We start from the raw sequence: 23,996 nt of genomic DNA on the forward strand, positions 1-23,996 counted from the left end.
GCAACCGAGAGCAAAGTATCTTCGATGTATTGCTGACGGTCGAGCGCAAATTGCCTAAAGCACCCAAACATTCATTGGCACGTCTACGCCGCGAACTGCTTGATTTGTTTTCGCGACAAACCCCGACATCGCATCCTGTGCCGCTGGATCTTCACGGCTTACCTGCGCACGCACCGCATCGCTAACGACGATACTTGCTCCAAAGTCACGGGTCAGCGCCTCAAGCTTGGCCGCCACGTTCACCGCATCGCCGATGACCGCAAATTCCAACCGATTTGCGCCGATATCACCGAGAACCACCTGCCCGTAGTGCACTCCGATCCCCACGTGTATTTCGGGCTCGCCCGCCCGGTGCCGATCCTGGTTCCAGCGGTCGATGGCAACGGCCATCGATCGCGCGCATCCCAGCGCATTGTTTGCGTCCAAAGGCGTCGTCACCGGTGTGCCAAACGTGGCCATCAACCCATCGCCCAAGTACTTGTCCAAAGTGCCGTGATGGCGAAAAACCTCAGTCTCCATGCGCGCATGAAACCCTCGCAAGACCTCGATCACATCGTAGGGATCGCGCCCAGCCGCGTATTTTGTGAACCCCACAATATCGATGAACAGTACTGCTACGTTCTCTTTGCGGATCTGCTTCAGGGGCTCATCATTCTGACTCAGCTCCTCGACAACGTTGGGAGAGAAATATCGCGACAGGTTTGCCCTTTCACGTTCAAGACCCGCGTTGGTCATCAATAACCGGTTCAAACGCTGCATCGAAATGGCAAGGGTGACCGCCACCATCACAAAAACGATAACCTGCTGTATGCGCTGAGGGATCATGAAGCTGTTGGGATCCAGAAATTCGGCCACATCTGGATAACCTTGCAATGCCTCGGCGACTTTTTCACTTATACCCGGAATCGGGGTTGCCACCCACGAGGCGACTATCCATCCCACGGTCCACATCATCGCCGTCCACGAGCCAATGGCGATCACAGTTCGCCACGAATAGGCCAGTGTGCCAGCGGCCAGAATGATGAAGAAATACTGGAAATTGTCGAACCGGTACTGCATCGCCAGGGGGCGCACATCGTCACTGAACGGGTTGGGAATGATCATTCCCAGCGTCATGATCAGCAAGTCGACGAAGATCAAAAACAGCTCGGTGCGGGATTGCCCCACCCGACCTGCGCGCCGGATCAGCCAGCCATTGGCGCAGATCAGCAGCAGGATAAAATGGTACCACAACACGTCCCATTGCGGGTTTAGATAGATCAACAGGATGCTTGTAAGCCCCATCGCAACCCAGCGTGCGCGCACGGCCAGTTCCAGACCTTCACGCTTGTGCCGCTCCATCGCGGCCTCGGTGTATTTATTGTCCAGATCGTAGTTATCCGGCTGCGTGAGAAACATCCTGTCGAAACGAGATCGGTTGGTAGTCGCTTCTGTCATGGCCTTGGCCTCCCACGCAGGCTTTCAGGGGGTTCACCCTATGCAATCACCCTTAATGCAAAAACAAAAGACCCCGCCGGGAACGGCGGGGCAAGGCTTAGTGCCTTGTGTCAGGCCACAGGCACCGGCGGTATTTTTGAAATCAGTTGTGCATCTCGGCCCGAATCTGCTGGCGCAGCACATCGATCGGCACCGTTTTGCCCTCACGCTTGAAGCACCAGTAAGTCCAGCCGTTGCAAGACGGCGCGTTTTCCAGATGCGCCCCGACCTGGTGGATCGAGCCCTTGACGTTATCGCCCACCAGCGTGCCATCCGCACGAACCTTGGCCTTGTGGCGCTGGTTCATGGAATAAAGCTCTTCACCCGGACGCAGCATGCCGCGCTCGACCAGCTGGCCGAATGGCACCCGCGGTTCGGCGCGTTTGCTGGCGCTGACTTCCAGGGCCTCACGGTCAAACTTGCGGACTTTGGCAATGCGTTTTTCGGCCACCTTGCGATAGCTTTCCTCACGCTCGATCCCGATGAACTCGCGGCCCAGCATCTTGGCCACGGCGCCCGTGGTCCCAGTGCCGAAGAAGGGATCCAGAATCACATCACCCGGATTGGTCGACCCAATCAGAACGCGGTGCAACAGCGATTCCGGCTTCTGCGTCGGATGCGCCTTGTCGCCGTTTTCGTCCTTCAGCCGCTCATGCCCCGTACAGATCGGCAACACCCAGTCGCTGCGCATCTGCACGCCTTCGTTCAAGGCTTTGAGAGCTTCATAGTTGAAGGTGTATTTTGCGCCTTCCTGCTTGCTGGCCCAGATCATCGTCTCATGCGCATTGGTGAACCGCTTGCCACGGAAATTCGGCATCGGGTTCGATTTGCGCCACACAACATCGTTTAAAATCCAGTACCCTGCATCCTGCAGGGCCGAGCCGACACGGAAGATGTTGTGATACGACCCGATCACCCAGATCGCACCGTTTGGCTTCAAAAGGCGATGCGCAGCCTTCAGCCATTCCCGTGTAAATTGGTCATAGACGCCAAAGCTGGAAAACTGGTCCCAGTGATCATCAACCGCGTCCACCTGGCTGTTGTCCGGGCGGTGCAGCTGGCCTTTCAGCTGCAAATTATATGGGGGATCTGCAAAGATCAGGTCAACCGACGCCTCGGGCAGACTGTTCATCACCTCGATGCAGTCTCCGGATAGAATCGTGTTTAAAGGGAGCGCGGCTGCGCCCTTTGTCTTGATTGTGGTCATATCACTGCCTCAGTTCCACGGCGCTTTTGCGCTCATTTGGTTGAGACAAGGATGAGTCAAAGATGATTCGCCGTCAATTTCTTTTTTGAATCAGCGGCTTACGATTTACTCTTGATACAAGATATTGTGGACCGTTTTGAACGAACGTCTATGGTGTGGGGTCACGCCGAGATTTTGCAGTGCTTCGCGGTGCTGTTTTGTCGGATAACCGGCGTTTGCTTCCCACCCATAGCCTGGATGCTGTTGCGCCAAATCCACCATCAGTTGATCGCGCCAGTTCTTGGCAATAATCGAAGCGGCAGCAATCGACACCGAACGCCCGTCACCCTTGACCACGGCTTCCGACGGGATCTCTAGCCCGCGCGGGATCATATTCCCGTCGATCAGCAGAAAATCCGGCGCGGGACCCAGCGCCTCGACTGCGCGGATCATTGCCAGATGCGAAGCGCGCAAAATGTTGAGCTCATCAATTTCAGCGACCGAAGCTTCGGCCACGGCAATCTCGGCCCGTTCCCGCAGAGCGGTATCCAACATGGTACGCCGCTTGAGCGATAGCTTTTTGGAATCGTTCAGTCCTTCGGGAAAGTCGTCGGGGTTCAGAATCACAGCTGCGGCGACCACTGGGCCAGCCAACGGCCCGCGCCCCACTTCATCAACACCGGCAATTCTGACATGGCCTTGCGCCCGCAGTGCCCGTTCCAATTCAAAATCTGGTTTCATGGCAAACGGCAAACCGCTTTTCGGTGCACTTCGCAAGAAAAAAGAGGGGGCGGCTCGCGCCACCCCCTCCAGCGCAGCGCTTCTGCGGCGCTGCTCCTGCTCGAAAATCGTTACTGGTAAACCACGCGGTATCCTTTCTGGCGCAGGCATGCAGGTTCATACGCCCGCTTCACCTCTTTGCCGTTCCAGAAACCAACCTTGCACTGACTGGGCAGGCTATTGGCATGCTTGTAGTACTTCTTCAGGCATTTCGGCCCAAGCAACTGACGCTTTGACGAATAGGCTTTGAAGGTGCGCATGCACCTTTGAGGTAGATCGTAACGCGCCACGCGCCTGGGCACCGGGCGAACTTCGGGATGAACAATCTTGGGTTCTTTGTAGACGTGTCGATACTGGCGGCTGGCCTGGTTCTTGCGTTTTTCCTTGTTGTAGTGATTGACCGCCGCGCCAATGAGCGCAATCGCAGCCAGCCCCCCCAGGATATCCCTGGTATCCGCCGCGCGCGCTTGTGAGACGGAAACGCCGGTAACGGCAATAGCGGTGGCAACGATCAAGGCGATGAATTTCCGGTGCATGATGCGTGTCCTTTTCGGATGTTGTGGCGAGCCTGTAGCGGACCGCGAAAGTGATGCCCCAACGTTGCGATCCCTCTAGTCAGACAAGCAATAACGCGCGGTTGTTATCCAATATCAGCTGCGTCTTTCCCCTTATGTTATTGAATATCCGGGTTACTCATGCGCAGGATGCGGCCTATGAAACAGATCCTCTCTTCTCTGACCGTCGCGGTCCTGATATCGGTTGGCTCCGCCGCGTCGGCGGCGGATTGTTATGCGGATTACAAAGCCAAGCAGGACAATCCGCTGCGGCTGCATTACGGCGTTATGCAGGTGTCGAACTGCAACAAGGGACAGGCCCAAAAAGAGGTCTCTCAGCGCCTGAAGGGTTCGGGATGGACCTTGCTGAACGTGATGTCCGTGTTCGGGCCGGAAGGGTTGGATCAAAGGAAGGCCAATGCCGGAAAATTCTATCTCCGTTTCTGAAGCACGCCGTTCGGGTGTTCGGCTCGTGGGCGCAGGTATCGCTGCGATTGTTGCCATTCTTGTTACAGCAGCTGTCTTCCTGTTCTGGACGCTGCCCGATGCCAATGCCTTCAACGCAAGGGTCGAGCGGCTGTTTGTCGAGGCCGACCTCACCTCGCAAACGGAAATCCGGTTGCTCGAGATTCTGGCCCAATCCGGCACCGCCTTTGCCGATACGCTGTCCAGCTACCGTATGGTGATTTTTGTTCTGCTGGTCTTTGCAAGCGCCATGTTGGTCGCCGCGCTGGTGTTTCTGGTGATGCTGGTGCTGCTAAACCGGCGCATGGCGCAGATTGAACGAACGGGTATTCAAGTCACGTCCCTTCTGATCAGCCGAGAAGAGAACACTGTTTACCTGAACAACATGGATTTTAAACTGACCCCCGCCGCGATGGAAACCCTGTCCATTCTGGCCGAATCCCGGCTGGATGACGAAGTTCTCTCGGGCGTGCAAATTGAGTCGATTATTTCAGGAAAGGAAGCCGCTGACTGCGACGAGGCGGCCGGGGCCACACGGATAAAGCGCCTCAGGGATGCTTTGGGCAATCAAATGGTTAGCGAGTTACTGGTGAAAAACATCGCCAAGAAGGGCTATATGCTGTCGATCGAAAAAGATGTGATACAAATGGTCTGATCTCCGTTTCGGGGTTATTTCGGCCTACCCTCTTGGAAATTACGCCCTCAGGGCCCATCCTATAGTCACCCGGGCAAGGGAGGCTGATGATGAACGTCCATGCCACACCAGGTTTAAGCGGCTACGGGATCTCCGTCGAACGGCTGAAGGGCCGCATCGCGATCTATCGCGGTGATCTGTTGCTGGCAGAAAGCCGCAATGCAAAGGTCATGTACGAAACACGGCTACCGCCGGCAATCTACGTGCCCCGCGAAGACCTGAGTATCGATATCAGCCCCGAGACCGAACTGCAGACTTTTTGCCCTTTTAAGGGGACAGCCACATACCACGACATAGATCTGCCGGGCGAACGGCTGACAAATTCCATTTGGGCTTACGAGGATGCCCTGCCCGAAAGCGCGGCCATTCAGGGGCATATCGGGTTCATGCCCAACGCGTATACGCATATCGACCTTGGTGAAAACCAGCTGCGCGACCCCGATGACGGCAATATCAGCGGACCTTTGATTGATTGGCTGATGCGTGGAGCGTCCGAGGTTCAGACGCCCGAAGCGTTCACCATGGCGCTGGCCGAAAAGATGCTGGAACATGGGATTGCCATTCAGCGTCTGAGCATTCTGACCTGGTCGCTACACCCGTTGATCGCTGGCAAGCATTACATCTGGGAAAAGGGTGAGGCCGAAATTTCCACCAATATTCCCACCTACGAAATTCACGATCATCCAGCTTATATCAACAGCCCGTTGCGCCATGTCTCGAACGGCCTTGGCGGAGTGCGGCAACGGCTGAACGACGACAATCCTCACAACAGCTTTCCAATCATGGAGGATTTGCGGGCCAAAGGTGCAACCGACTATGTCGCCATGCCGCTTCGCTTTTCTGATGGGCGGACCAACGTCCTGACCCTGACCTGCGATCATCCCGACGGGTTTACAACCGCAAATCTCGGGCTGGTGTTCGAATGTTCCTCCGTCATTGCCCGGTTCTATGAAGTGTTCATGCAGCGCGAAAATGCTCAGGTGCTGCTGGAGACCTATGTAGGCAAACGAACAGGTGCGCGCGTTTTGGGTGGTGAAATCCGACGCGGCGACGGCGACGACATTGACGCCGCGATCATGTTCTGTGACCTACGCAATTCGACCACTTTGGAAGAGAAGCTCGGCCGCGGCGCCTATATCAATCTTCTGAACGGCTTTTTCGAAACCGTTTCGGGCATCGTGCATGAAAACGATGGCGAAGTTCTGAAGTTTATTGGCGATGCTGTTCTGGCAGTTTTTCCGGCAGGGGAAGACGCCGCGACCGCGCGGTCAAATGCTCAGCGCACCGCGGTTGAAATTGTCGAGCGATTGGCGGAACTGCGGCAGTCGGAACCAGATCATCACTGCGACTGCTCGATCGGCCTCGCCTATGGCCGTGTGACATATGGAAATGTTGGTTCACGCGAACGTCTGGATTTCACGGTTATCGGACATGCCGCCAACGTCGCCGCCCGCCTCGGCGAATACAGCAAGTCGACCGAATACAGAATTGCGGTATCGCAGGATATCGAACCCGCTTGCAAAGACGCAGTGCCCCTTGGTCCGATCAAGCTCCACAATGTGTCGGAACCGGTCATCTGCTACGCCTTGCGAACAGCAGCGGAAGCGACTCTGGATGCCTGAGGATTGGCAGGGCCATAAAGTTAAATGCTACAGCCGACAAAGAACAGTCGATGCGGTGCCCACCGAACCTTCAAGACCTCAGTGTCCATGTTTGAAGAAGAGTTCGACACTGCCTGCCACCATTGAACCAATGCTGCTGCGCCTAAAACTGCGCCCCGAGCAGGATCAGCGCTGTCTGCCCGGGCGAGACCGCTCCCTGGATTTGGGCAATTTGATTTCGGGCCAGATATGTGTCCGTCAACTTTGCGACCGCGTCCGGATCAGTGAATTGAGAAAGGCTTTCAGACCCCGTCACACGCGACAGTCGGTCCTTGAAGACTTCCAATTGCTTGTCGATGTCCAGCTGAGCAAAGGTGGAAGGCAAACCCAAGGCCGTTTCCATCATGCTGCGCAACGGCGGTAAGCCCATCAAGTCATACCACTTTCGGTTATCACTACCCTCCTGCGCTGCGAGGTCGCTCAGCTTGTGCTGCGAATAAAGGGCGATGCGCATTGTATCATCTTCATCACCAACGGCGACTTCGAACCGGTTGACCAGATTATCCCCAACAATCTTTTCCATGTCGGTAATCAGCCCGGTTTTGCGCACATCACCGGGGCCCAAACCAAAGGCATCAGAAAACTTGCGATATCTGCTATCTGCCAGTCTGTTGGCCAACGCATCTTCGGCCCGTGTCCCGTCAGACAATACTTTTTGGATAAAGAAGCGATTGTCCAATTCCGCCTCCAAACCAAACGCACCTAGCGCCACTTGCAGCAGTCGCCGGTCCGAAACCAGATCTTCTGCGGATCGCACCTTGTTAATATTCTCCAGAAAGTACTTCGAATCCCGCTGGTTGAGGTTTGATGCGGAATAACTTTGGAATTGCGCATCGTAGGTTCGTTGCAAAAACCGCCAACCAACCAGCCCGCCCGTTGGTATGACAGGTTGAAAGGTCATTGCCGGTACGCCATCAGACGCTCTTCCCGTGGCAAGAGCGAGCGTAAGGATTTGAGGCATTTATAATATTGCTCGGCAACCAAAGCTTCGGTCGCTTCAGCCAGAATCCGTCGGCTGTCAGCATCGGTGAAAACCTGGCTCAACTCCTCGACCCGGCGCAACAATTGCAATCGAGCTTGGTCAGGTTCCACATCGCCGGCCAGAACCAACTGAGCCGCATAACAGACACGGCGCACCGGTGTGTTGACCTCTTCCGGGTGTATCGCGTCTCGCAAGCGCAACACATTGGCCTGGGGCGTCATGATCGAAAACCGGCTGCGGCGGTCACCGTTTTCGATCACAACACCGTTGATCAGAACTCTTTCCTTGGGCGCAAGCTTCAGTACCAGACCGCTCATCACGCGCGCCCCATTTGGCGCAACCCGCGTAAAACCGCCATGTTGATTTCCAACAGAGGTTCAACCGCTGCCTTATTGCCCAAAACTTGACTGCTGTGCTGTTCAGTGAACTCAGCCAAATAGAAAATCCGAGCACGCAAGTCGTTCGGGAGTGCATTGTCTGCATCCGACACGCCCGTAGCCAGCACACTCCACAAACGCCGATTTTCGTGCAGCGCCTGCACAAAACCGCTGTAATCCGTTCCCTTACGCGCAGCGGCCGCCTTCAGCCGGTGCGTAATTCTCGAAATCGCTTCATATTCTGTGTCCCGAGGCGTCCGCGTCGGAGCGGTTGACTGCCCATAGGCCCGTTGTGCAAGAGCTTGCGGTGTCACTTGAAATCCTTCCAATTGTCTCACAGGGGGCTTTCGTTACCGGGGCGCGATGCGCGCGCCCCGGATCGTCTCCGCAATTAACGGAACAGCGACAGGATGGACTGCGGTGCCTGGTTGGCAATCGACAGCGATTGCGTTGCCAGCTGCTGTTGTACTTGCAGCGCCTGCAAGCGGGCCGAGGTCTCTTCCATATCGGCGTCAACCAGCGACCCGATACCGGATTTGAACGAGTCCGCCAGGTTCGAAATAAACTCTTTCTGGGTCTCGATGCGGCCCTGAGACGAACCAAACGCTGCCGAAGCATCGATCGAAGTATCAATTAGCGATTCAACCGCTGCCAGAGCAGCCGTTGCCCCCGGACCGGTCGACACATCAATGCCTGTCAGCGCGCCCAATCCACCAGATCCCGCGTTCACATACTGAGCCGAGAACGATACATCCGCTCCGGTGCCGTTTGTCACAGAGAGAGTACCTGCGGTACCAGAGTCATAGTCGACTGTCAGACCAGAGATGCCTAACTCTTCGATTTTTGCCTTCAGGCCCACGGCAACAAGATCACCGGTTGTAGTGGCCGCGGCATCTGCTGCGGACACCGTGTAGGACACGACTTGATCATCAATCGCGACAACCACTTTGTCCCCAGCCGCAAAAGCACCGCTGGTTTCGTCTGTGACCAGCGCAGTCGCGGAAGTTGCACCATTATCGATAGTAGCACCAACCCGGTCATTGCCAGTTGAAGCACCCGTCGAACCATCAAAAACCTGCGCCGCGACGTAACCACCGGTCGAAAGGTTCTGGCCGGCGACAGAGATGGATGAAGCCGTTACCGCACCAGTGTTGTCGCGATCCAGTGAGGCGAGGATCGAGGCAGACCCCGTAGAACCGTCAACCAGGTTGAGGCCGTTGAATTGAGCCGCACTCACTACCGAAGCGATTTGTTCCTTCAGCGCGGTGACGTCATCATTGATTTTACCTCGATCAACATTGTCTTCCTGCGCCGCGACGATCTTGCTCTTCATCTGAGTCAGCAGGTCGGTCACGGTTTCAGCGGCGTTGCGGGCCACAGCAACGGTCGATTCACCTAACGCAAGGCTGTCCTTGATCGCATTGAAGCCGTTCACGTCCGATTCCATCACTTTCGAAATCGCCCAGACCGCCGAGTTGTCTTTTGCCGTTGCGACATCCTTACCTGTCGAGATCGCGTTCTGGGTTTGCGCCAGGTTCTTGTTGACCGACTTAAGGGTTTGCAGCGCCACCATTGCGCCGTTGTTCGTCAGAATGCTGGACATTTAAGTCATCCTTCTTTCGCTCGGGCGCATTTAACGCCCATGTTGACCCCACCTGAGCGGTGGGCATTCTGTCGTTCTGACCTGTGCGTCGTGCCTTGCGGACAGCGCGCCACCCGTGCTTCAGGTGCACGGTAACGTTTGACTGCTATCCCCTAACGGAGTGCTAAAACGACTGAACTTGAAAGATTGCATTTGATTCAACCAGTGCCTCAGGCTCTTTTTTCCAGCTTGGTTTTGCTGCGCACTGAAAAACCGCTGCGCCGACCCGCCGCGTCATAGGTAGTGAATTCCTGACGAACTTTCCTCAACTCAGACATTCTGTTTGCCACGGCGCGAATCCCGTCGGCGGCGCTGTTCAGCAGGGCCTGGTTCCGCGCGACTTTTTTTTGCACGCGGATCAGATCCTGACTGTCCAACACATGCAGTTCATTTATGGCATCGATCAGTTTCTCCTTTTCCGGTGCCATATTGCCCAGGCGATCCAGGTCGCCCTGGACCAGCGCCGCACGTTCCAAGTCCAGAACTTCTTCCAGCGCCTTGATCAGATCATTCGCCATGGGCTTTCTCCATCATTGCATTGAACAGGATTTCGGAAAGACCGAAGCCGCCGGAGCGCGCAAGCTGTTGCGCCTGGTGCTGCACCAAAATCGAAGCGAACTGATCCTCGCCTGTTCCGCCCCCGAATGATTGGCGTGCTTTACCCAAGCCTGCGGATTTCAACATTTCGGCCAGGAACGTAGCCTCCAGTTCGACTGCGGCTGCTTTTAGCTTCGATTCAGCCGAAGGAGGGGGCGCAACAGGCGTGGTCACTAGAATCTTCATCGGGTTCTCCGAAAATTGCTTCGAACTTTCACGATCAAAGAGGATAGCGGTTAAAAAAAACGTAACTTCCTGAGTGCAAATTCCGGTCAGACAAACGGAGCCGGAGCAAAATGCCCAACCCGCTGATACTGACACCCAACGCCCCGAAGGTTGCGGGAAGACACGAGGCGAACCAGCACGAATCCAAAGATTCCAACAGTTCTTTGGCCTTTCAGGATGTTCTGAATGATGACTCCGCCGTCGAAGCGGTCGAGAACAATTTTGCGGAAGTACCAATTGCGGAAGTCGCTGCCGAATCGGATTCGGAAACACCCGAAGCCGATCCATCCCCGCAAGCTCCGCTCTTGCCAGAGCCCACAAAGCAGGAGGAGCGCACCCCACCCGCCGAGTTGCTCAAGGCGCACTCCGATACATCGCGTTCAATTCGAGACCTTCCTGAAAGTGGAACAAATGCGAGGGGTGCAACGACAGTGGTGCCCGAGATCGGGATCTCCGGGAAAAGTGAGATCCCCTCGTCAGACGATAAGATGAGCGTAAAGGCTTCGAACCAAGCGGCATCTGGCCAGCTGACCGGGCAGACAACTGGTGACCATAAGCGAACGCCATCAGGGCACATCGCAGAACAGACGGTAATCATGCAGGCTGGTCGGCAGACCTCGATCCGAACTGAGGAACCGCCTCGTTCTCAGGAAAGATTTAGGGGCGAGCCGACGCCAACCGCAGAGTCAGTGAGCGTTTCTACACCCGCCGCGACTGGCATCGATACGAAGGTTGCTTCGGCAACAGCTAGCCAAGCTCAGTTGCCATCCAGCCCGGAAGGGGATCGGTTGAACGATCGAACCGAAACGAGCCACTTAGGTGAAACTGAAGGGATTACGCACCAGAAGAGCGAACCAATTCCCCATAACATTCGGGATGCCGGGCCGCATCAATCTCTCGCTTCTGCCCGCTCTGAGATGGCCCGCGCGATAGCTGGGCAAATGGCTGCAGTCATTACGACCAAAGCCGGTCCTGGCGGGGTCGAAATCGCCCTGAACCCCGAGGAATTGGGCCGCGTATCGATTGTATTGAACGGGCGCGAGGACGGATTGCATTTGACCATTGCGGCAGAGCGCCCTGAAACACTGGATCTGATGAGGCGTCACATTGCGGTTTTGACAGACGAATTTCAGAAGCTTGGTTATGGCGACCTGTCTTTTGATCTTGGTACATCAGCAGACACGCCACAGGATGACGCCTCAGCCAACTCTCGATCACCCTTTGACGTTGGCGATCTGGACTCGGAGCCAGAAAAGACTGCCAGACCTTACCCAACCGGCCACACCCACGGCATTGATATAAGGCTTTGAACCATGATCTCTGCAATCAATACTTCCGCGCAGACCAGCGCGCCGTTCAATGCAGATGGTAGTGCCAAGGCGTCAGCACTGACCTCTGATTTCGAAACGTTTCTACTGATGTTGACAGCACAGGCCCGCAATCAGGATCCGCTGGAACCCTTGGATTCATCGGAATACGCTTCCCAACTGGCGCAGTTTTCAATGGTAGAACAACAGGTCCAGACAAATGACCTGCTGTCCAATCTTGCAGCCGCACTCGGCAGTGTCGACCTGGACCAACTAGCCAGCTGGGTTGGGATGGATGTACAGGCCGCCGTTGCATTTCGCTTCGATAGTGAACCCGTGACGATCTCTGCGACCGCGGACACGTCTGCCGATCGCGCTTTCATGGTGATCCGGAACGCCGACAGCGCTGTTGTCGACCGTATTCCCGTACCCATCGACGGCACTGAATTTGTGTGGGCCGGAGTGGACAACACAGGCAGTCTGATGCCGGCCGGTACCTATTCAGCTACGCTCGAAAGCTATAAGGGCGCAGATTTGTTGTCGCAGAAACCTGCCGCAGTCTACAGCAAGGTTCTTGAAGCCCAGATCGAAGGCGGCTCGATCGTCCTGACTCTCGACAGCGGAGCCGAAATTCCCGCAGATCAGATCAGCGGGATACGAACAGGTGCTTGATCTGCAGAGCGGCGCGGTCCAAACCTTGGCAAATCGCGACTCGCCTGAAGAATTGGGTACTCCTCTGACTGATCTTTCTTCTCCACCACCTGATCTTGTCACCCTGCTCGGTGAAGAAGGGCTTGTCGATTCAGGTGCTCGATTTGAGACATTGTATGGGGGGCGTACAAATCAGGTTTGGAAAGTGCAGGACAAATGCAGTGACGCTGTTCTCAAGCTTTACAGAACCACACTGAGGAACCCTTTGTTCCGCAACGATGCCAGTCTCGAGGCCATTTGCCTGCGTGCGTTAAAAGAAACGGGCTTTGTACCAAACTTGCGCGCGACCGGGTCATATAATGGCGACCATTGGGTTTTCTACGACCATGCTCCGGGCGTGCCGTGGCGGCAGAATACAGAAGCGGTCGGCCAGCTTTTGAGAGAATTACATGCTCTGCCTGTGACAGTCGCGGCTCCCGCCGGGTGTAACGGCAGCGCAGATCTGGCCCTGCATGCTGAGCAAATCCTTGATAATTGCCGGTCTGAGAAGCGCGAAATTCTTACGACGCTACGCCCTCGCCACACCGTCGCCCCGCTACACAATCGATGCCTGGTGCACGGCGACCCTGTACCAGGTAATATTCTGGTCGCCGCCTCGGGTCTTACACTGATAGATTGGCAATGCCCGGTTATGGGCGATCCATGCGAGGATCTGGCCATGTTCCTGTCGCCTGCCATGCAACAACTTTACCGGGCTGCGCCTTTGACGCCAGCAGAACAGACTCAGTTTTTGGCGGCTTATGACCAAGACGAAATCGTTGTCCGGTATGAGGCCCTCCGCCCTTGGTATGCGTGGCGCATGGCAGCTTATTGCCTTTGGCGTGCAGAACGCGGCGCAACAGACTACCTGACCGGTTTCGAACTGGAGATTGACGCGCTTTGATTCACTTAAGATCAGCCAAAGCCAGCAGAGCATAAGCAGGCGGCATCAAAGCCCGCCGCCATTTCCCCAAAGGGAATTGTCGCGGTTGGTCCGAAATCGCCCTTGGCAATCCAGACGGCTGACCCAACGCCATACGTGCCAGCGCCCTTCCGCAATACGTCCCCATGGCAACGCCGTTTCCATGATAGGCAAACCCTGCGAACATCCCCGTTTGACCTGGAACAGGGCCGGCAAAAGGCGTCAATCCACGCGACAGGCAAACCATACCCGACCAAATATGCGTGGGCTCAACGCAGCCCCATGCCGGAAACATGCGCCGGAAGTCCTTTACAAGACTGCGCCGAATCCCCGCTTCGGCTGAAGGCGAAGCTGATAGCCCACCGCGCATTCCAAACAGAAACCGCCGGTCGGGCATCAGACGGAAGTAGTGCAATAGATTGCGTGTATCATAAGACATCTGATCGGTGGTCCAGCCCTGAGCCTGCAATTCAGCTTCGGTCAAAGGGCGTGTCACCAAAACAGTCGACTGCGCGGGCATATACCGGGCGGCCATCCAATGTGGTACGTCCTCGCTGGAATACCCGTTGGTACAAATCAAAACCTGCTTGGCCCAAACGCGACCCTGCGCGGTCAATAGATCGAAGCCGTTTTGGGTATTGATCACGTTCAAAACAGCACTTTTCTGGAACAGGGTTGCTCCTTGTGATTTCGCGGTAGCGGCTAGGCCAAACAAGTATTTTCTTGGGTTCAAACCAAACCCAACCGGCAACGTGTAACCACCATGAAACTGCCCGCCAAACCCCAGCGCAGGCAGTTCATCGGGCTCGTGCAGCACGCCATGCTTATCCGCCGATTTGCGCAGCCGCTCCATCGCTTTGGAAGAATGGGCCAGCTGAGTTTCCCCCTTTGAATGGATGTCTGCATCGATCTGATTGTCCGCAATCAAGTCGGCGACCAGAGATACCGCATCCACTTCGGCCTGTTCATAGGCGATTGCACCTTCCGAGCCGTAGCGGCGGGCCAGTGCCGCGTGATCCAGCTTCGATCCGCCAAGGCAACAAAATCCGCCGTTGCGCCCGGACGCACCCCAACCCGGCGTTTCTGCTTCGAGTACCGCAACCGAAACGCCGTTACTCGCCAGATGCAGCGCTGCTGAGACTCCGGTGAACCCACCGCCGATCACTGCGACGTCGACTGTTAAATCACTGTCCAACTGTGGCCAGTTCGGCGAAGTGATGGTTTCATCCCACCAACACCCCGCACGCGGCCCAGGGCCGTAAGCATAGTCTGAGAATAGGCGTCTCATTCCGTTCTTGCAGCGGCCAGTTCATCTTGGCGCTGGCGCACCATTGCGCGTTTGGTCACCAGTGACGCGGTGATCACGCCTACTGTGACAACTGCGATCATCAGGGTGGACAGGGCGTTTATTTCAGGACTGACGCCCAGACGCACGGCCGAGAAGATCTTGATCGGCAAAGTTGTCGCCGACGGCCCCGAGGTAAAGGACGCAATCACCAGATCGTCCAGAGACAAGGTAAACGCCAACAGCCAGCCCGAGATCACCGCAGGCGCAATGATCGGCAATGTGACCAGGCGGAAAGCTTGCGCCGGTGAACAACCAAGATCCAGCGCGGCCTCTTCCAGCGACTTATCGAAGGTTACGAGACGAGACGAGACGACAACCGAGACAAAACACATCGAAAAGGTCGTGTGGGCCAGAACGATAGTCAGGATGCCTCGGTCCAGGCCGATGCCGATGAACAGCAACAGCAGCGAAAGACCTGTGATTACCTCGGGCATCACCAGCGGCGCGTAAATCATGCCGGAAAACAGCGTTCGGCCAAAAAACCGCCCGCCACGGACCAGAACGTATGCTGCGGCCGTCCCCAGAATGGTTGCCAACGTTGACGAGAACACCGCGACCCGCAGCGTCACCCAAGCCGCATCCAGAAACGCCTGGTTCTGGACCAGTTCCCCATACCATTTGGTCGAGAACCCGGCCCAGACAGTGACCAGTTTGCTTTCGTTAAAACTGAAGATGATCAGGATGACCATGGGGATATAAAGGAACGCGAACCCAAGCGTCAGAGAGACCGCGTTGAACCAGCTCATCCTTTTCATTGTTCGGCCTCCGTCTGCTTCTGCTGGTTACGCTGGAACAGCACAATTGGCACCACAAGGATCAACAGCAGAACCACCGCCACGGCGCTGGCCACCGGCCAGTCGCGGTTTGAGAAGAACTCTTCCCACAACACTTTGCCGATCATCAGAGTTCCGGAACCACCCAGCAGCGACGGGATCACGAACTCACCGATCACCGGGATCATCACAAGGAAACACCCCGCGATTATGCCCGGGCGAGACAGCGGGATGGTCACCAGCCAGAATGCCTGAATACGCGAGCAGCCAAGATCCTCTGCCGCCTCGATCAGCGACTCGTCCATTCGTTCAAGCGCCGAATAGATCGGAAGGATCATGAAGGGCAGGTAGGTGTAAACGATGCCGATATAAACCGCCGTATTGGTGTTCAGAATGGTCAGCGGGGTCGAGATGATGCCAGTCCACAGCAGCAACTGGTTCAGATAGCCCTCGTTCGACAGGATACCCATCCACGCGTAAACGCGGATCAGGAACGAGGTCCAGAACGGCAGGATCACCAGCATCATCAGCGTCGGCCGCCATTCGGCAGGCGCGCGGGCCATGCCATAGGCGATGGGGTAGCCAACCAGCAGCGTAAGGAAGGTCGAGATCACCGCGATCTTGACGCTGGAGAGGTAAGCCTTCCAGTACAGGTCATCCTCGGTCAGCCAGACGAAGTTTTCGAAATCCAGCTGGCTGAAGAACTCTTTGATCCCGGTCCATCCCTGCGAAAGGTCCAGCGTCGGCGTATAAGGCGGGATGGCCAGTTCGGTGTCTGACAGAGAGATTTTCAGGACAATGAAGAACGGCACCAGAAACAGCGCCAGGAGCCAGACATAGGGAACGGCGATCAGAAACGCGCGGCGCATCAGTTCGCCAGCAGAACCGCAGCCGTTGCTGTCCAGGACAGCCAGACCGGGTCTTCCCATGTGAACGAGCGGCGGGAGATTCGTCGGGTATTTGCCGTCTGCGCCTTGATTATCGTGCCGTTTGCCAATTCGACATAGTAGGTAGACAGGTTCCCCAGATAGGCAATGTCGTGCACTTTGCCTTGAATTGCGTTGATGGCGTCTGCGGGGCGCTCGGAAGAAATCGTCACCTTTTCGGGTCGAATCGCAATGTTGCAGGCCTGTCCGTTCGCAAGGTCCACTGACGACGTCGCCGTCAGAGGCGCTTGACCTTCAGCCCAGTCAATTTGATAGGTTTCATCTCCGTTACCGGTCGCCCGGCCCTGGATGATGTTCACATCGCCAATAAAGTCCGCAACATAGATCGAGTTCGGTGTCTCATAAATGCGATCAGGGGTGGCGACCTGCATCAGTTGTCCCTGATCCATGACGGCCACACGGCTGGCGACGGTCATCGCCTCTTCCTGATCATGCGTCACAATCACGAAAGTGGTACCGGTCTTTTCCTGAATATCCATCAATTCGAACTGAGTGTCCTGGCGCAGTTTTTTGTCCAACGCGCCCAGAGGTTCGTCCAGCAACAGCAGTTTCGGCGCCTTGGCCAGGGATCGGGCCAGCGCAACCCGTTGTCGCTGACCACCCGAGATCTGGTGCGGCTTGCGGCGGGCGAACTGTTCCAGTCTGGTCAGGCGCAGCATTTCCTCGACTCGATCCTCGAGATCGTGCTTGGGCATGTTATCCCTACGCAAGCCAAACGCGATATTTTCCCAAACACTAAGATGTGGAAACAACGCATAGGACTGGAACATCATATTCACCGCCCGCTTGTTTGGCGGGATCGGGTCTATGTCCTGACCGCCCAGCAAAATATGCCCTTCAGTCGGGGTTTCGAACCCAGCCAACATCCGCATCATGGTTGTTTTGCCGCACCCGGATGGACCAAGCAGAGCAAAGAATTCTTTTTCGAAGATATCCAGGGACAGGTTGTCGATGGCCGTGAATTCACCAAACCGTTTGGTGACATTCTGGAACTGGATCAAAGGTTTCGCCTGCGGGTCATCCCACGGCGCAAAGACGGTAGAGTTCAAAACGGCCCCCGTTCGGCAATCTGTAAAAAAGGGGCAAGGCGACAGGGTCGCCTTGCACAGACAAATCGGATCAGGTGCCCGATTTGATCTTGGTCCACATACGTGTCACGACACGTTGCGTTTTTTGTGGGTAAGAGCCCTTGATATAAGTATTTTCCATAGCTTCGGGCGAAGGGTAGATGGCCGGATCTTCGATCACGTCGGCCTCCAGGAATTCCTGAGACGCCTTATTACCGTTGGCGTAATAGACATAGTTCGACGCCGCTGCCATATTCTGGGCATCCAGCATGAAATCGATGAACTTATGCGCCCCATCGGGGTTCGGGGAGTCTACCGGTATGGCCATTTGGTCGAACCACATCTGCGACCCTTCCTTGAAGGCGTTATACGCGATTTCAACCCCGTTTTCAGCCTCGGCAGCACGGTCACGCGCTTGCAACACATCACCCGAGAACCCCACAGCTACACAGATCTCGCCGTTTGCCAGCGCATTGATATATTCCGAACTGTGAAACTTTTTCACATAGGGCCGCACGGCGGAAAAAACTTCTTCTGCCTTGGCGAGTTCTGCCTTGTCGTGCGAGTTCGGATCGTAACCGGCATACACCATCGCGGCGGGTACCATCTCATCTGGCGCGTCCAGGAAATACACACCGCACGCGGCCAGTTTTTCCATATTTTCGGGGTTGAAGATCAATTCCATCGAGTCGACGGGGGCGTCCTCACCCAACACTTGGTGGACCTTGTTAACATTGACACCTAGACCGGTCGTTCCCCACATATAGTTGACTGAGTGCTTGTTGTCGGGATCGAACCGGGACACCCGTTCAGCAATGACATCCCATTCGTTGCCAATGTTAGATAGTTTCGATTTATCCAGTTCCTGAAAAGCGCCCGCCTGAATCTGTCTACCCATGAAGCTGCCCGTCGGCACCACCACGTCATAGCCAGACCCGCCGGCCAGCATCTTGGTTTCCAGAACCTCATTGCTGTCGAACACGTCATAGATCAGCGTCAGACCAGTCTCTTCCTGGAATTTGCTCAGCAATTCTTCATCGATGTAGTCAGACCAGTTGTAGACGCGCACCTCTTCGGCGAAGGCTGCCGAAGTCCCCAATGCAACGACTGCTGTCATCGTCAGCGTTTTGATATCCATTTTGCTCTCCCTGAAGTTATGTGTGTATTTTCACTTTTTTTTGGATTTGATCAAGTTTTGCGTTTTCCCTCGATACAGCGTATGGTTTCACGAGGTCAGAAACCCGGCACGTTAACACTACGAAAAACAGGGCAAACCATTTGGATTTGATCAAAAATAAGGCATCGAGCTTGAAGATGGATGATGAGAAACGGCCCGCTCATGAGCAGGTGTATCAAACACTCCGGTCGCAGATCATGTACGGCGAATTGGTCCCCGGACAACCCGTCACGATACAGGGGCTGACTGATTCGCTGGGTGTCGGCATGACTCCGGTACGCGAGGCAATCCGACGCCTGATTTCCGACGGCGCTTTGGTGTTTCAGGGCAATCGCAGGGTGAGTGTCCCGGTTTTGGAGAAAGGCGATGTCGAGCAGATGATTTTCGCCAGAATTTCAATAGAATCAGAGCTTTCTCGCCGATCGACCGCCAATGTGACAGCTGCGGATATTGATCAGTTGGAACACATTGACCAAAAGCTGGACCGCACAATCTCCGACGGCGACGTCAGCGGTTATCTGCGCCACAACCATGCGTTCCATGAAACACTCTATTCGTACGCTGAGGCACCGATTCTCAACGATCTGGCGGAGAGGCTCTGGCTCAGGTTCGGCCCTTCATTGCGCGTCGTTTGCGGTCGATTCGGGACCCAAAGCTTGCCAGATCGACACAAGGACATCCTGTCCGCCTTGCGCGCCCAGGATGCCGAGACGGTGGCAAAAGCGACTGCTCAGGACATCGAGCAAGGGATGGAACTGATGGTCGACGCCTTGAGGAACACCTAGAATGCTTCGATTCGATTGACAGCAGAAAATTTGATCATATTCTAATCGACAATCGCTCTTGCAGGAGATTCCCGGATGTCGACCATCACAAATCATATGCCCACGGCCGAATTGCAGGCCCTTGACGCAGCCCACCACATGCATCCGTTCTCCACCAACGGATCGCTCGGGAAAGAAGGCGCGCGTGTCATCACCCGAGCCAAAGGCGTTTATCTGACTGATAGTGAAGGCGCTGAAATTCTGGATGCCATGGCCGGTCTGTGGTGCGTCAACATCGGCTATGGCCGTGACGAGCTGGCCGAGGTCGCAGCCCGCCAGATGCGCGAGCTGCCCTATTACAACACCTTCTTCAAGACAACTCATGTCCCCGCCATTGCATTGGCTGCCAAACTTGCGGAGTTGGCACCGGGTGATCTGAACCATGTCTTTTTTGCTGGGGGCGGGTCCGAGGCAAACGACACCAACATCCGCTTAGTGCGCACCTACTGGGCCGAAAAAGGCCAGCCCGACAAAAATATCATCATCAGCCGACATAACGCCTATCACGGTTCATCCGTCGGTTCGGCCTCGCTTGGTGGTATGGCGGGGATGCACGCACAGGGCGGCATTCCGATCCCGAACGTCCATCACATCAACCAGCCGAACTGGTGGGCCGAAGGTGGAGACATGACACCCGAAGAATTCGGCCTTGCACGCGCACGTGAGTTGGAAGAGGCCATTCTGGAACTGGGTGAGGACCGTGCCGCGGCCTTCATTGCCGAACCCGTACAAGGTGCAGGTGGCGTGATTGTTGCGCCCGACACCTACTGGCCCGAAATTCAGCGTATCTGCGACAAGTACGATATCCTGCTGATCGCCGACGAAGTGATCTGCGGATTTGGTCGCACCGGCAACTGGTTCGGGTCGCAAACCGTTGGCATCAAGCCGCATATCATGACCATCGCCAAGGGTCTCAGTTCGGGCTATGCACCGATCGGCGGCTCGATCGTATGTGATGAAGTGGCTGAGGTGATCGGCGGCACCGAGTTCAACCATGGCTACACCTATTCCGGCCACCCGGTTGCCGCTGCCGTAGCGCTGGAGAACCTGCGCATTCTCGAAGAGGAAAAGATCGTCGAGCACGTCCGCGACGTGGCCGCGCCCTATCTGAAACAGAAATGGGAAGCACTGGCCGATCACCCGCTGGTGGGTGAGGCCAAGATCGTCGGCATGATGGCCTCGATCGCGCTGACCCCGGACAAGGCCAGCCGCGCCAAGTTCGCCTCCGAGCCCGGCACGGTCGGCTATATCTGCCGTGACCGCTGCTTTGCCAACAACCTGATCATGCGCCATGTGGGCGACCGGATGATCATCTCTCCGCCGCTGGTCCTGACCCCTGCGGATATCGACGAGATGTTCGTGCGCATCCACAAGTCTCTGGACGAAGCACAAGCCGAAATCATCGCGCAGGGGCTGATGAAAGCGGCGTCGTAGCGTATCGGATTAGCAATAATTAACGTCAGGGCAGTTGGTTCAACAACTGCCCTTTCTCAACCCAGAGATGCACCCAACGCTTTACAAATCCCAAACGATTGACTTAACTCTGAAACAGTCTTTTAGTTTCTGTTTTTGATGCCCGACGCCCCACCAACACGCAAACGCAGACTCCGCCCTCCGCTATGGGTCACTGCTATATCCGTCAGCTTTCTGTTGCTGTGCGGGCTAAACATCTTCCAAGAGTACTTTGGAGTTCAGTATTTTCCGTCTCCCGAATGGGTTATCAAAACTCGCTGTTTGGACATTGCTCTTGGCATTGCTATGTCCTGCTTTTTAGGCGCAATGTGGTTCAGGCTTTGGAAAAAACAGAGCTCTCCGTCCGAAAGATCCAAAGTCTTCGGGGACGGGATTAGTCTGAGTATTCTGCCGATTTTTGTTGTTCTACTTAGCGTCATGGGGCCAATCACTTATGGTGTCCCCATGATAGTTGCCAAACTCGTTGGGCAGGACATAGAACTGTCATATGTTGCAGACTGGGGTGGCAACCCGAGATCGGAAGGTCGGTGCCCATACTCAATCTATTTAGATGGAGTTCCGTCGCCATGGCAGAGATTCTGCAATTTGCCTGAAGAACTCGTCACCACCGTCAGGCGTGGCGATACGATCATTGTTTCAGGCAAAGGGACAAGCATGGGTCTATATGCAGATAGCGCAGCTCTCTCAACTGATAGCTAGCAGCGTCTCTAAAGATAGCCCTCGCTAAATCACCGCAGCCGCTGCAACAGCTTCAAACTGGCATAACCGTCCGGCAGCAAGCCCTGTGCCAATTGGTACGCTCGCACGGCTTCGGTCGTGTTTGGCCCGGTGCGACCGTCGATGCCTTGGGTGTCAAACCCGGCCTCGGTCAGGCGGGTTTGCAGTTCCTTTTTCTCGGTGAAACTCAGCACCCGGTCGCTGCGGGGCCAGTCGGCCTGAAACGGGGCACGTCCGGCCAGACGGTCGGACAGGTGGCCGATACCGATGACATAGGCGTCGGCGCCGTTATATGTCTCGATCACGCGGAAATTGTCGAAGATCATCAGCGCCACGCCCTGCCCTCCGGCGGGTAAAAGGATGGCGGCTTGTCCGTGATCCGGGACCGGTTCGCCGTCACGCCCGACCACACCGCGTGCAGCCCAGTCCGACGGTAGTAGCGTGTAGTCCCGTTTGGCGGTGGCATAGTCGAACCCTTCGGGCAGGCGCACCTCGACGCCCCAAGGTTGCCCGGTGGTCCAGCTGTGCCGCGCCAGATACGCAGCAGCCGAGGCCAGCGCGTCCGTGGGGTCATCCGACCAGATATCCCGCCGTCCGTCACCGTCGAAATCCACGGCGTGATCCAGAAAGGATGTCGGCATGAACTGCGTATGCCCCATCGCTCCGGCCCAGCTGCCGACCATATCACCGGGACTGACATCGCCCGCCTGAATGATCTGCAAAGCAGCAACCAGTTGGGTTTCAAAAAACTGTGCTCGCCGCGCATCGAATGCCAGTGTCGCAAGAGATCGGATGGTTGGATCACTGCCCCGATAAGTACCGAACGAGGTTTCGAGCCCCCAGATCGCCGTCACAATTTCTTTTTCGACACCGTATCGGGCTTCGATCCGCGCCAAGGCCTCGCGATGCCGGTCCAGCCCGGAAAGTCCGTTGGTCACGCGCGTGTCGGAAACCGCAGAATCCAGGTACTCCCAAATTGGCTTCGAGAACTCAGCCTGATTGCGATCTCGCTTGATGACCTCTTTGTCATAGATCACACCGGCCAGCGCCACATCTAACGTCGCGGGGCTGATTCCCTGCGCCAAAGCTCTTTCGCGAAACGCTCCGAGCCACGCCTGAAATCTTGCATTTCCTTCTGCTGACACGCGCTGCACCTTAGTTGAGGACCGCAAGACCGGCCGGATCGAAACGGCCACATCCGCCGAGGCCAGTTGGGTCGAACCTGGAAGGTCTATAATCATTGACCCAAGAGAGTTGCTCGTAGATTCCGCCTGCACAATGGATGCCCATAATGTGGCGGTCATGATGCCACCTATGCATTTTTGCATTCCGAATTTCCTGATTTCTGCTCAACCGCAGGATAGCGCAAAACCGGGTTTTCACAAAGCGCTCAGGTTTCGTTTTCGCGGTCTTTTGCCTCCCGCTCTGCGCGAATGCGGGCCAATGCCTCGCGCAGCAAGGGCACACGATTTGGCCTAAAGCTTTCATACGAAACGGACATTTCACGTATCCGGTCCAGCCGAAAGACGCGAAAATCCTGGCGCAAATGACACCAGCTGAGCAACACGCTGGCACGATCCATGTATACGATACTCAGTGGGTTGACCTTTCGCCGGGTGTCATCGCCCTTGGCATCCGTGTACGCAAACTCGATCACACGCTCGTCCCATGTGGCATTGCGCAGATCGGCCACGTCGATTGTCGGTTTGGCGGGCCGATCAAAGCGCGTCGCGGTCAGGACAGCATGACTCAGGCGATGAGACTGGCGTTGTGGCAACCGTCCTTGCAGTTTCCGCAATGCCGCACTGGCCGCGTCCGACAAGCCGGGATCGCCAATCAACTGCACCTCGCGCAGGCCCAGGACAAGCGCCTCAAGCTCGTCATCGGTAAAACCCAATGGCGGCAGCGTTGCATCTTCGATCAGGGTGAAACCAAAACCAGCTTCGCCATCAATCACCGCGCCGAGCCCGCGCAATGCGTCGATGTCACGGTGCACGGTGCGAGGCGATATACCCAAATCTTGCGCAAGTTGGCCCGACGTTTTCGGCGAAGGGCCGGAACGCAAGGCTTGCATCAGTTGGAATAGGCGAGCGGTACGGGACATAGCACAGA

Annotated in this window: 25 protein-coding genes; 8 read left to right on the forward strand and 17 right to left on the reverse strand. The window is 56.0% G+C overall.

Going from position 1 to position 23,996, the window contains the following annotated elements:
* Positions 1-54: 54 nt before the first annotated feature.
* From AC2TDA_RS19885 to AC2TDA_RS19900, 4 genes are all read right to left on the reverse strand, one after another.
* Entirely contained in the window at positions 55-1,437 is a 1,383-nt protein-coding gene (locus AC2TDA_RS19885; protein ID WP_480849519.1) for an adenylate/guanylate cyclase domain-containing protein, read from the reverse strand.
* Between the two features lie 142 nt (positions 1,438-1,579).
* Entirely contained in the window at positions 1,580-2,683 is a 1,104-nt protein-coding gene (locus AC2TDA_RS19890) for a DNA methyltransferase (protein ID WP_480849521.1), read from the reverse strand.
* Positions 2,684-2,788: 105 nt separating this feature from the next.
* The gene (locus AC2TDA_RS19895; protein WP_480849523.1) at positions 2,789-3,403 is read right to left on the reverse strand and encodes a ribonuclease HII; all 615 of its coding nucleotides are present in this window, start codon (positions 3,401-3,403) and stop codon (positions 2,789-2,791) included.
* Between the two features lie 110 nt (positions 3,404-3,513).
* A complete protein-coding gene (locus AC2TDA_RS19900) occupies positions 3,514-3,957 on the reverse strand; it encodes a hypothetical protein (RefSeq protein WP_480880489.1) in 444 nt (147 codons plus the stop codon).
* A gap of 198 nt (positions 3,958-4,155) precedes the next feature.
* On the opposite strand from AC2TDA_RS19900, the gene AC2TDA_RS19905 reads away from it, so the two are divergent.
* The 3 genes from AC2TDA_RS19905 to AC2TDA_RS19915 all read left to right on the forward strand — a co-directional run bounded on the left by AC2TDA_RS19905 (position 4,156) and on the right by AC2TDA_RS19915 (position 6,777).
* Positions 4,156-4,443: a hypothetical protein gene (locus AC2TDA_RS19905; protein ID WP_480880491.1), complete on the forward strand. Its 288-nt coding sequence runs from the start codon at positions 4,156-4,158 to the stop codon at positions 4,441-4,443.
* A complete protein-coding gene (locus AC2TDA_RS19910) occupies positions 4,415-5,116 on the forward strand; it encodes a winged helix-turn-helix domain-containing protein (protein WP_480880492.1) in 702 nt (233 codons plus the stop codon). Before AC2TDA_RS19905 ends, AC2TDA_RS19910 begins: the two co-directional genes overlap by 29 nt.
* Before the next feature lie 89 nt (positions 5,117-5,205).
* Positions 5,206-6,777, forward strand: coding sequence for a DUF427 domain-containing protein (locus AC2TDA_RS19915; protein ID WP_480880493.1), 1,572 nt, complete (start codon positions 5,206-5,208; stop codon positions 6,775-6,777).
* 142 nt (positions 6,778-6,919) lie between these two features.
* Here AC2TDA_RS19915 and AC2TDA_RS19920 read toward each other — a convergent pair whose 3' ends face one another.
* The 6 genes from AC2TDA_RS19920 to AC2TDA_RS19945 all read right to left on the reverse strand — a co-directional run bounded on the left by AC2TDA_RS19920 (position 6,920) and on the right by AC2TDA_RS19945 (position 10,600).
* Positions 6,920-7,717: a DUF1217 domain-containing protein gene (locus tag AC2TDA_RS19920; RefSeq protein WP_480880494.1), complete on the reverse strand. Its 798-nt coding sequence runs from the start codon at positions 7,715-7,717 to the stop codon at positions 6,920-6,922.
* Positions 7,714-8,115 (reverse strand): flagellar biosynthesis repressor FlbT, encoded by a 402-nt coding sequence (gene flbT / locus AC2TDA_RS19925; RefSeq protein ID WP_480880495.1) that lies wholly within the window; start codon positions 8,113-8,115, stop codon positions 7,714-7,716. The genes AC2TDA_RS19920 and flbT overlap by 4 nt, the downstream gene beginning before the upstream one ends.
* The gene (gene flaF, locus AC2TDA_RS19930; RefSeq protein ID WP_480880496.1) at positions 8,115-8,489 is read right to left on the reverse strand and encodes a flagellar biosynthesis regulator FlaF; all 375 of its coding nucleotides are present in this window, start codon (positions 8,487-8,489) and stop codon (positions 8,115-8,117) included. Before flaF ends, flbT begins: the two co-directional genes overlap by 1 nt.
* 77 nt (positions 8,490-8,566) lie before the next feature.
* Positions 8,567-9,778 (reverse strand): flagellin N-terminal helical domain-containing protein, encoded by a 1,212-nt coding sequence (locus tag AC2TDA_RS19935; protein WP_480880498.1) that lies wholly within the window; start codon positions 9,776-9,778, stop codon positions 8,567-8,569.
* 209 nt (positions 9,779-9,987) lie between these two features.
* The gene (locus AC2TDA_RS19940) at positions 9,988-10,335 is read right to left on the reverse strand and encodes a flagellar biosynthesis protein FlgN (RefSeq protein WP_480880499.1); all 348 of its coding nucleotides are present in this window, start codon (positions 10,333-10,335) and stop codon (positions 9,988-9,990) included.
* Complete coding sequence (locus AC2TDA_RS19945; protein ID WP_480880500.1) at positions 10,325-10,600, reverse strand: rod-binding protein; 276 nt, start codon at positions 10,598-10,600, stop codon at positions 10,325-10,327. Before AC2TDA_RS19945 ends, AC2TDA_RS19940 begins: the two co-directional genes overlap by 11 nt.
* A 110-nt stretch (positions 10,601-10,710) precedes the next feature.
* On the opposite strand from AC2TDA_RS19945, the gene AC2TDA_RS19950 reads away from it, so the two are divergent.
* From AC2TDA_RS19950 to AC2TDA_RS19960, 3 genes are read left to right on the forward strand one after another with little or no spacing between them, the layout of a single operon-like run.
* Positions 10,711-11,949 (forward strand): flagellar hook-length control protein FliK, encoded by a 1,239-nt coding sequence (locus AC2TDA_RS19950; protein WP_480880502.1) that lies wholly within the window; start codon positions 10,711-10,713, stop codon positions 11,947-11,949.
* A gap of 3 nt (positions 11,950-11,952) precedes the next feature.
* Positions 11,953-12,618, forward strand: a complete 666-nt coding sequence (locus tag AC2TDA_RS19955; RefSeq protein ID WP_480880503.1) for a flagellar hook capping FlgD N-terminal domain-containing protein — start codon at positions 11,953-11,955, stop codon at positions 12,616-12,618.
* Positions 12,611-13,540: a phosphotransferase gene (locus AC2TDA_RS19960; RefSeq protein ID WP_480849546.1), complete on the forward strand. Its 930-nt coding sequence runs from the start codon at positions 12,611-12,613 to the stop codon at positions 13,538-13,540. Before AC2TDA_RS19955 ends, AC2TDA_RS19960 begins: the two co-directional genes overlap by 8 nt.
* A 1-nt stretch (position 13,541) precedes the next feature.
* Here the strand turns inward: AC2TDA_RS19960 and AC2TDA_RS19965 are convergent, their stop codons facing one another.
* From AC2TDA_RS19965 to AC2TDA_RS19985, 5 genes are all read right to left on the reverse strand, one after another.
* Positions 13,542-14,846 (reverse strand): NAD(P)/FAD-dependent oxidoreductase, encoded by a 1,305-nt coding sequence (locus tag AC2TDA_RS19965; RefSeq protein ID WP_480880504.1) that lies wholly within the window; start codon positions 14,844-14,846, stop codon positions 13,542-13,544.
* Positions 14,843-15,661 carry an ABC transporter permease gene (locus AC2TDA_RS19970; protein WP_480880505.1) on the reverse strand — a complete coding sequence of 273 codons (819 nt, stop codon included), beginning with the start codon at positions 15,659-15,661 and terminating at the stop codon, positions 14,843-14,845. The genes AC2TDA_RS19965 and AC2TDA_RS19970 overlap by 4 nt, the downstream gene beginning before the upstream one ends.
* Positions 15,658-16,548, reverse strand: coding sequence for an ABC transporter permease subunit (locus AC2TDA_RS19975; RefSeq protein WP_480880506.1), 891 nt, complete (start codon positions 16,546-16,548; stop codon positions 15,658-15,660). Before AC2TDA_RS19975 ends, AC2TDA_RS19970 begins: the two co-directional genes overlap by 4 nt.
* Positions 16,548-17,675: an ABC transporter ATP-binding protein gene (locus AC2TDA_RS19980; RefSeq protein WP_480849554.1), complete on the reverse strand. Its 1,128-nt coding sequence runs from the start codon at positions 17,673-17,675 to the stop codon at positions 16,548-16,550. The genes AC2TDA_RS19975 and AC2TDA_RS19980 overlap by 1 nt, the downstream gene beginning before the upstream one ends.
* A 70-nt stretch (positions 17,676-17,745) precedes the next feature.
* Positions 17,746-18,831 carry a polyamine ABC transporter substrate-binding protein gene (locus AC2TDA_RS19985; protein ID WP_480880508.1) on the reverse strand — a complete coding sequence of 362 codons (1,086 nt, stop codon included), beginning with the start codon at positions 18,829-18,831 and terminating at the stop codon, positions 17,746-17,748.
* A 176-nt stretch (positions 18,832-19,007) separates the two neighbouring features.
* Between AC2TDA_RS19985 and AC2TDA_RS19990 the strand changes: the two genes are divergently transcribed.
* Complete coding sequence (locus AC2TDA_RS19990) at positions 19,008-19,655, forward strand: GntR family transcriptional regulator (protein ID WP_480849558.1); 648 nt, start codon at positions 19,008-19,010, stop codon at positions 19,653-19,655.
* Positions 19,656-19,730: 75 nt separating this feature from the next.
* Positions 19,731-21,128 carry an aspartate aminotransferase family protein gene (locus AC2TDA_RS19995; protein WP_480880510.1) on the forward strand — a complete coding sequence of 466 codons (1,398 nt, stop codon included), beginning with the start codon at positions 19,731-19,733 and terminating at the stop codon, positions 21,126-21,128.
* A gap of 767 nt (positions 21,129-21,895) precedes the next feature.
* Here AC2TDA_RS19995 and AC2TDA_RS20000 read toward each other — a convergent pair.
* Both AC2TDA_RS20000 and AC2TDA_RS20005 read right to left on the reverse strand, forming a co-directional pair.
* Positions 21,896-23,188 (reverse strand): lytic murein transglycosylase, encoded by a 1,293-nt coding sequence (locus tag AC2TDA_RS20000; RefSeq protein ID WP_480880512.1) that lies wholly within the window; start codon positions 23,186-23,188, stop codon positions 21,896-21,898.
* An 86-nt stretch (positions 23,189-23,274) separates the two neighbouring features.
* Positions 23,275-23,988 (reverse strand): helix-turn-helix transcriptional regulator, encoded by a 714-nt coding sequence (locus AC2TDA_RS20005; RefSeq protein WP_480849566.1) that lies wholly within the window; start codon positions 23,986-23,988, stop codon positions 23,275-23,277.
* Between the last annotated feature and the right edge of the window lie 8 nt (positions 23,989-23,996).

The organism is Ruegeria sp. HKCCD6426, assembly GCF_057221115.1.

Excerpts from the sequence above, each read along its gene's own strand:
- AC2TDA_RS19885 (WP_480849519.1), bottom strand. The coding sequence starts at position 1,437 with ATGACAGAAGCGACTACCAACCGATCTCGTTTCGACAGGATGTTTCTC.
- AC2TDA_RS19890 (WP_480849521.1), bottom strand. The coding sequence starts at position 2,683 with ATGACCACAATCAAGACAAAGGGCGCAGCCGCGCTCCCTTTAAACACG.
- AC2TDA_RS19895 (WP_480849523.1), bottom strand. The coding sequence starts at position 3,403 with ATGAAACCAGATTTTGAATTGGAACGGGCACTGCGGGCGCAAGGCCAT.
- AC2TDA_RS19905 (WP_480880491.1), top strand. The coding sequence starts at position 4,156 with ATGAAACAGATCCTCTCTTCTCTGACCGTCGCGGTCCTGATATCGGTT.
- AC2TDA_RS19910 (WP_480880492.1), top strand. The coding sequence starts at position 4,415 with ATGCCGGAAAATTCTATCTCCGTTTCTGAAGCACGCCGTTCGGGTGTT.
- AC2TDA_RS19915 (WP_480880493.1), top strand. The coding sequence starts at position 5,206 with ATGAACGTCCATGCCACACCAGGTTTAAGCGGCTACGGGATCTCCGTC.
- AC2TDA_RS19920 (WP_480880494.1), bottom strand. The coding sequence starts at position 7,717 with ATGACCTTTCAACCTGTCATACCAACGGGCGGGCTGGTTGGTTGGCGG.
- flbT (WP_480880495.1), bottom strand. The coding sequence starts at position 8,115 with ATGAGCGGTCTGGTACTGAAGCTTGCGCCCAAGGAAAGAGTTCTGATC.
- AC2TDA_RS19935 (WP_480880498.1), bottom strand. The coding sequence starts at position 9,778 with ATGTCCAGCATTCTGACGAACAACGGCGCAATGGTGGCGCTGCAAACC.
- AC2TDA_RS19940 (WP_480880499.1), bottom strand. The coding sequence starts at position 10,335 with ATGGCGAATGATCTGATCAAGGCGCTGGAAGAAGTTCTGGACTTGGAA.
- AC2TDA_RS19945 (WP_480880500.1), bottom strand. The coding sequence starts at position 10,600 with ATGAAGATTCTAGTGACCACGCCTGTTGCGCCCCCTCCTTCGGCTGAA.
- AC2TDA_RS19950 (WP_480880502.1), top strand. The coding sequence starts at position 10,711 with ATGCCCAACCCGCTGATACTGACACCCAACGCCCCGAAGGTTGCGGGA.
- AC2TDA_RS19955 (WP_480880503.1), top strand. The coding sequence starts at position 11,953 with ATGATCTCTGCAATCAATACTTCCGCGCAGACCAGCGCGCCGTTCAAT.
- AC2TDA_RS19965 (WP_480880504.1), bottom strand. The coding sequence starts at position 14,846 with ATGAGACGCCTATTCTCAGACTATGCTTACGGCCCTGGGCCGCGTGCG.
- AC2TDA_RS19970 (WP_480880505.1), bottom strand. The coding sequence starts at position 15,661 with ATGAAAAGGATGAGCTGGTTCAACGCGGTCTCTCTGACGCTTGGGTTC.
- AC2TDA_RS19975 (WP_480880506.1), bottom strand. The coding sequence starts at position 16,548 with ATGCGCCGCGCGTTTCTGATCGCCGTTCCCTATGTCTGGCTCCTGGCG.
- AC2TDA_RS19985 (WP_480880508.1), bottom strand. The coding sequence starts at position 18,831 with ATGGATATCAAAACGCTGACGATGACAGCAGTCGTTGCATTGGGGACT.
- AC2TDA_RS19990 (WP_480849558.1), top strand. The coding sequence starts at position 19,008 with ATGGATGATGAGAAACGGCCCGCTCATGAGCAGGTGTATCAAACACTC.
- AC2TDA_RS19995 (WP_480880510.1), top strand. The coding sequence starts at position 19,731 with ATGTCGACCATCACAAATCATATGCCCACGGCCGAATTGCAGGCCCTT.
- AC2TDA_RS20000 (WP_480880512.1), bottom strand. The coding sequence starts at position 23,188 with ATGACCGCCACATTATGGGCATCCATTGTGCAGGCGGAATCTACGAGC.
- AC2TDA_RS20005 (WP_480849566.1), bottom strand. The coding sequence starts at position 23,988 with ATGTCCCGTACCGCTCGCCTATTCCAACTGATGCAAGCCTTGCGTTCC.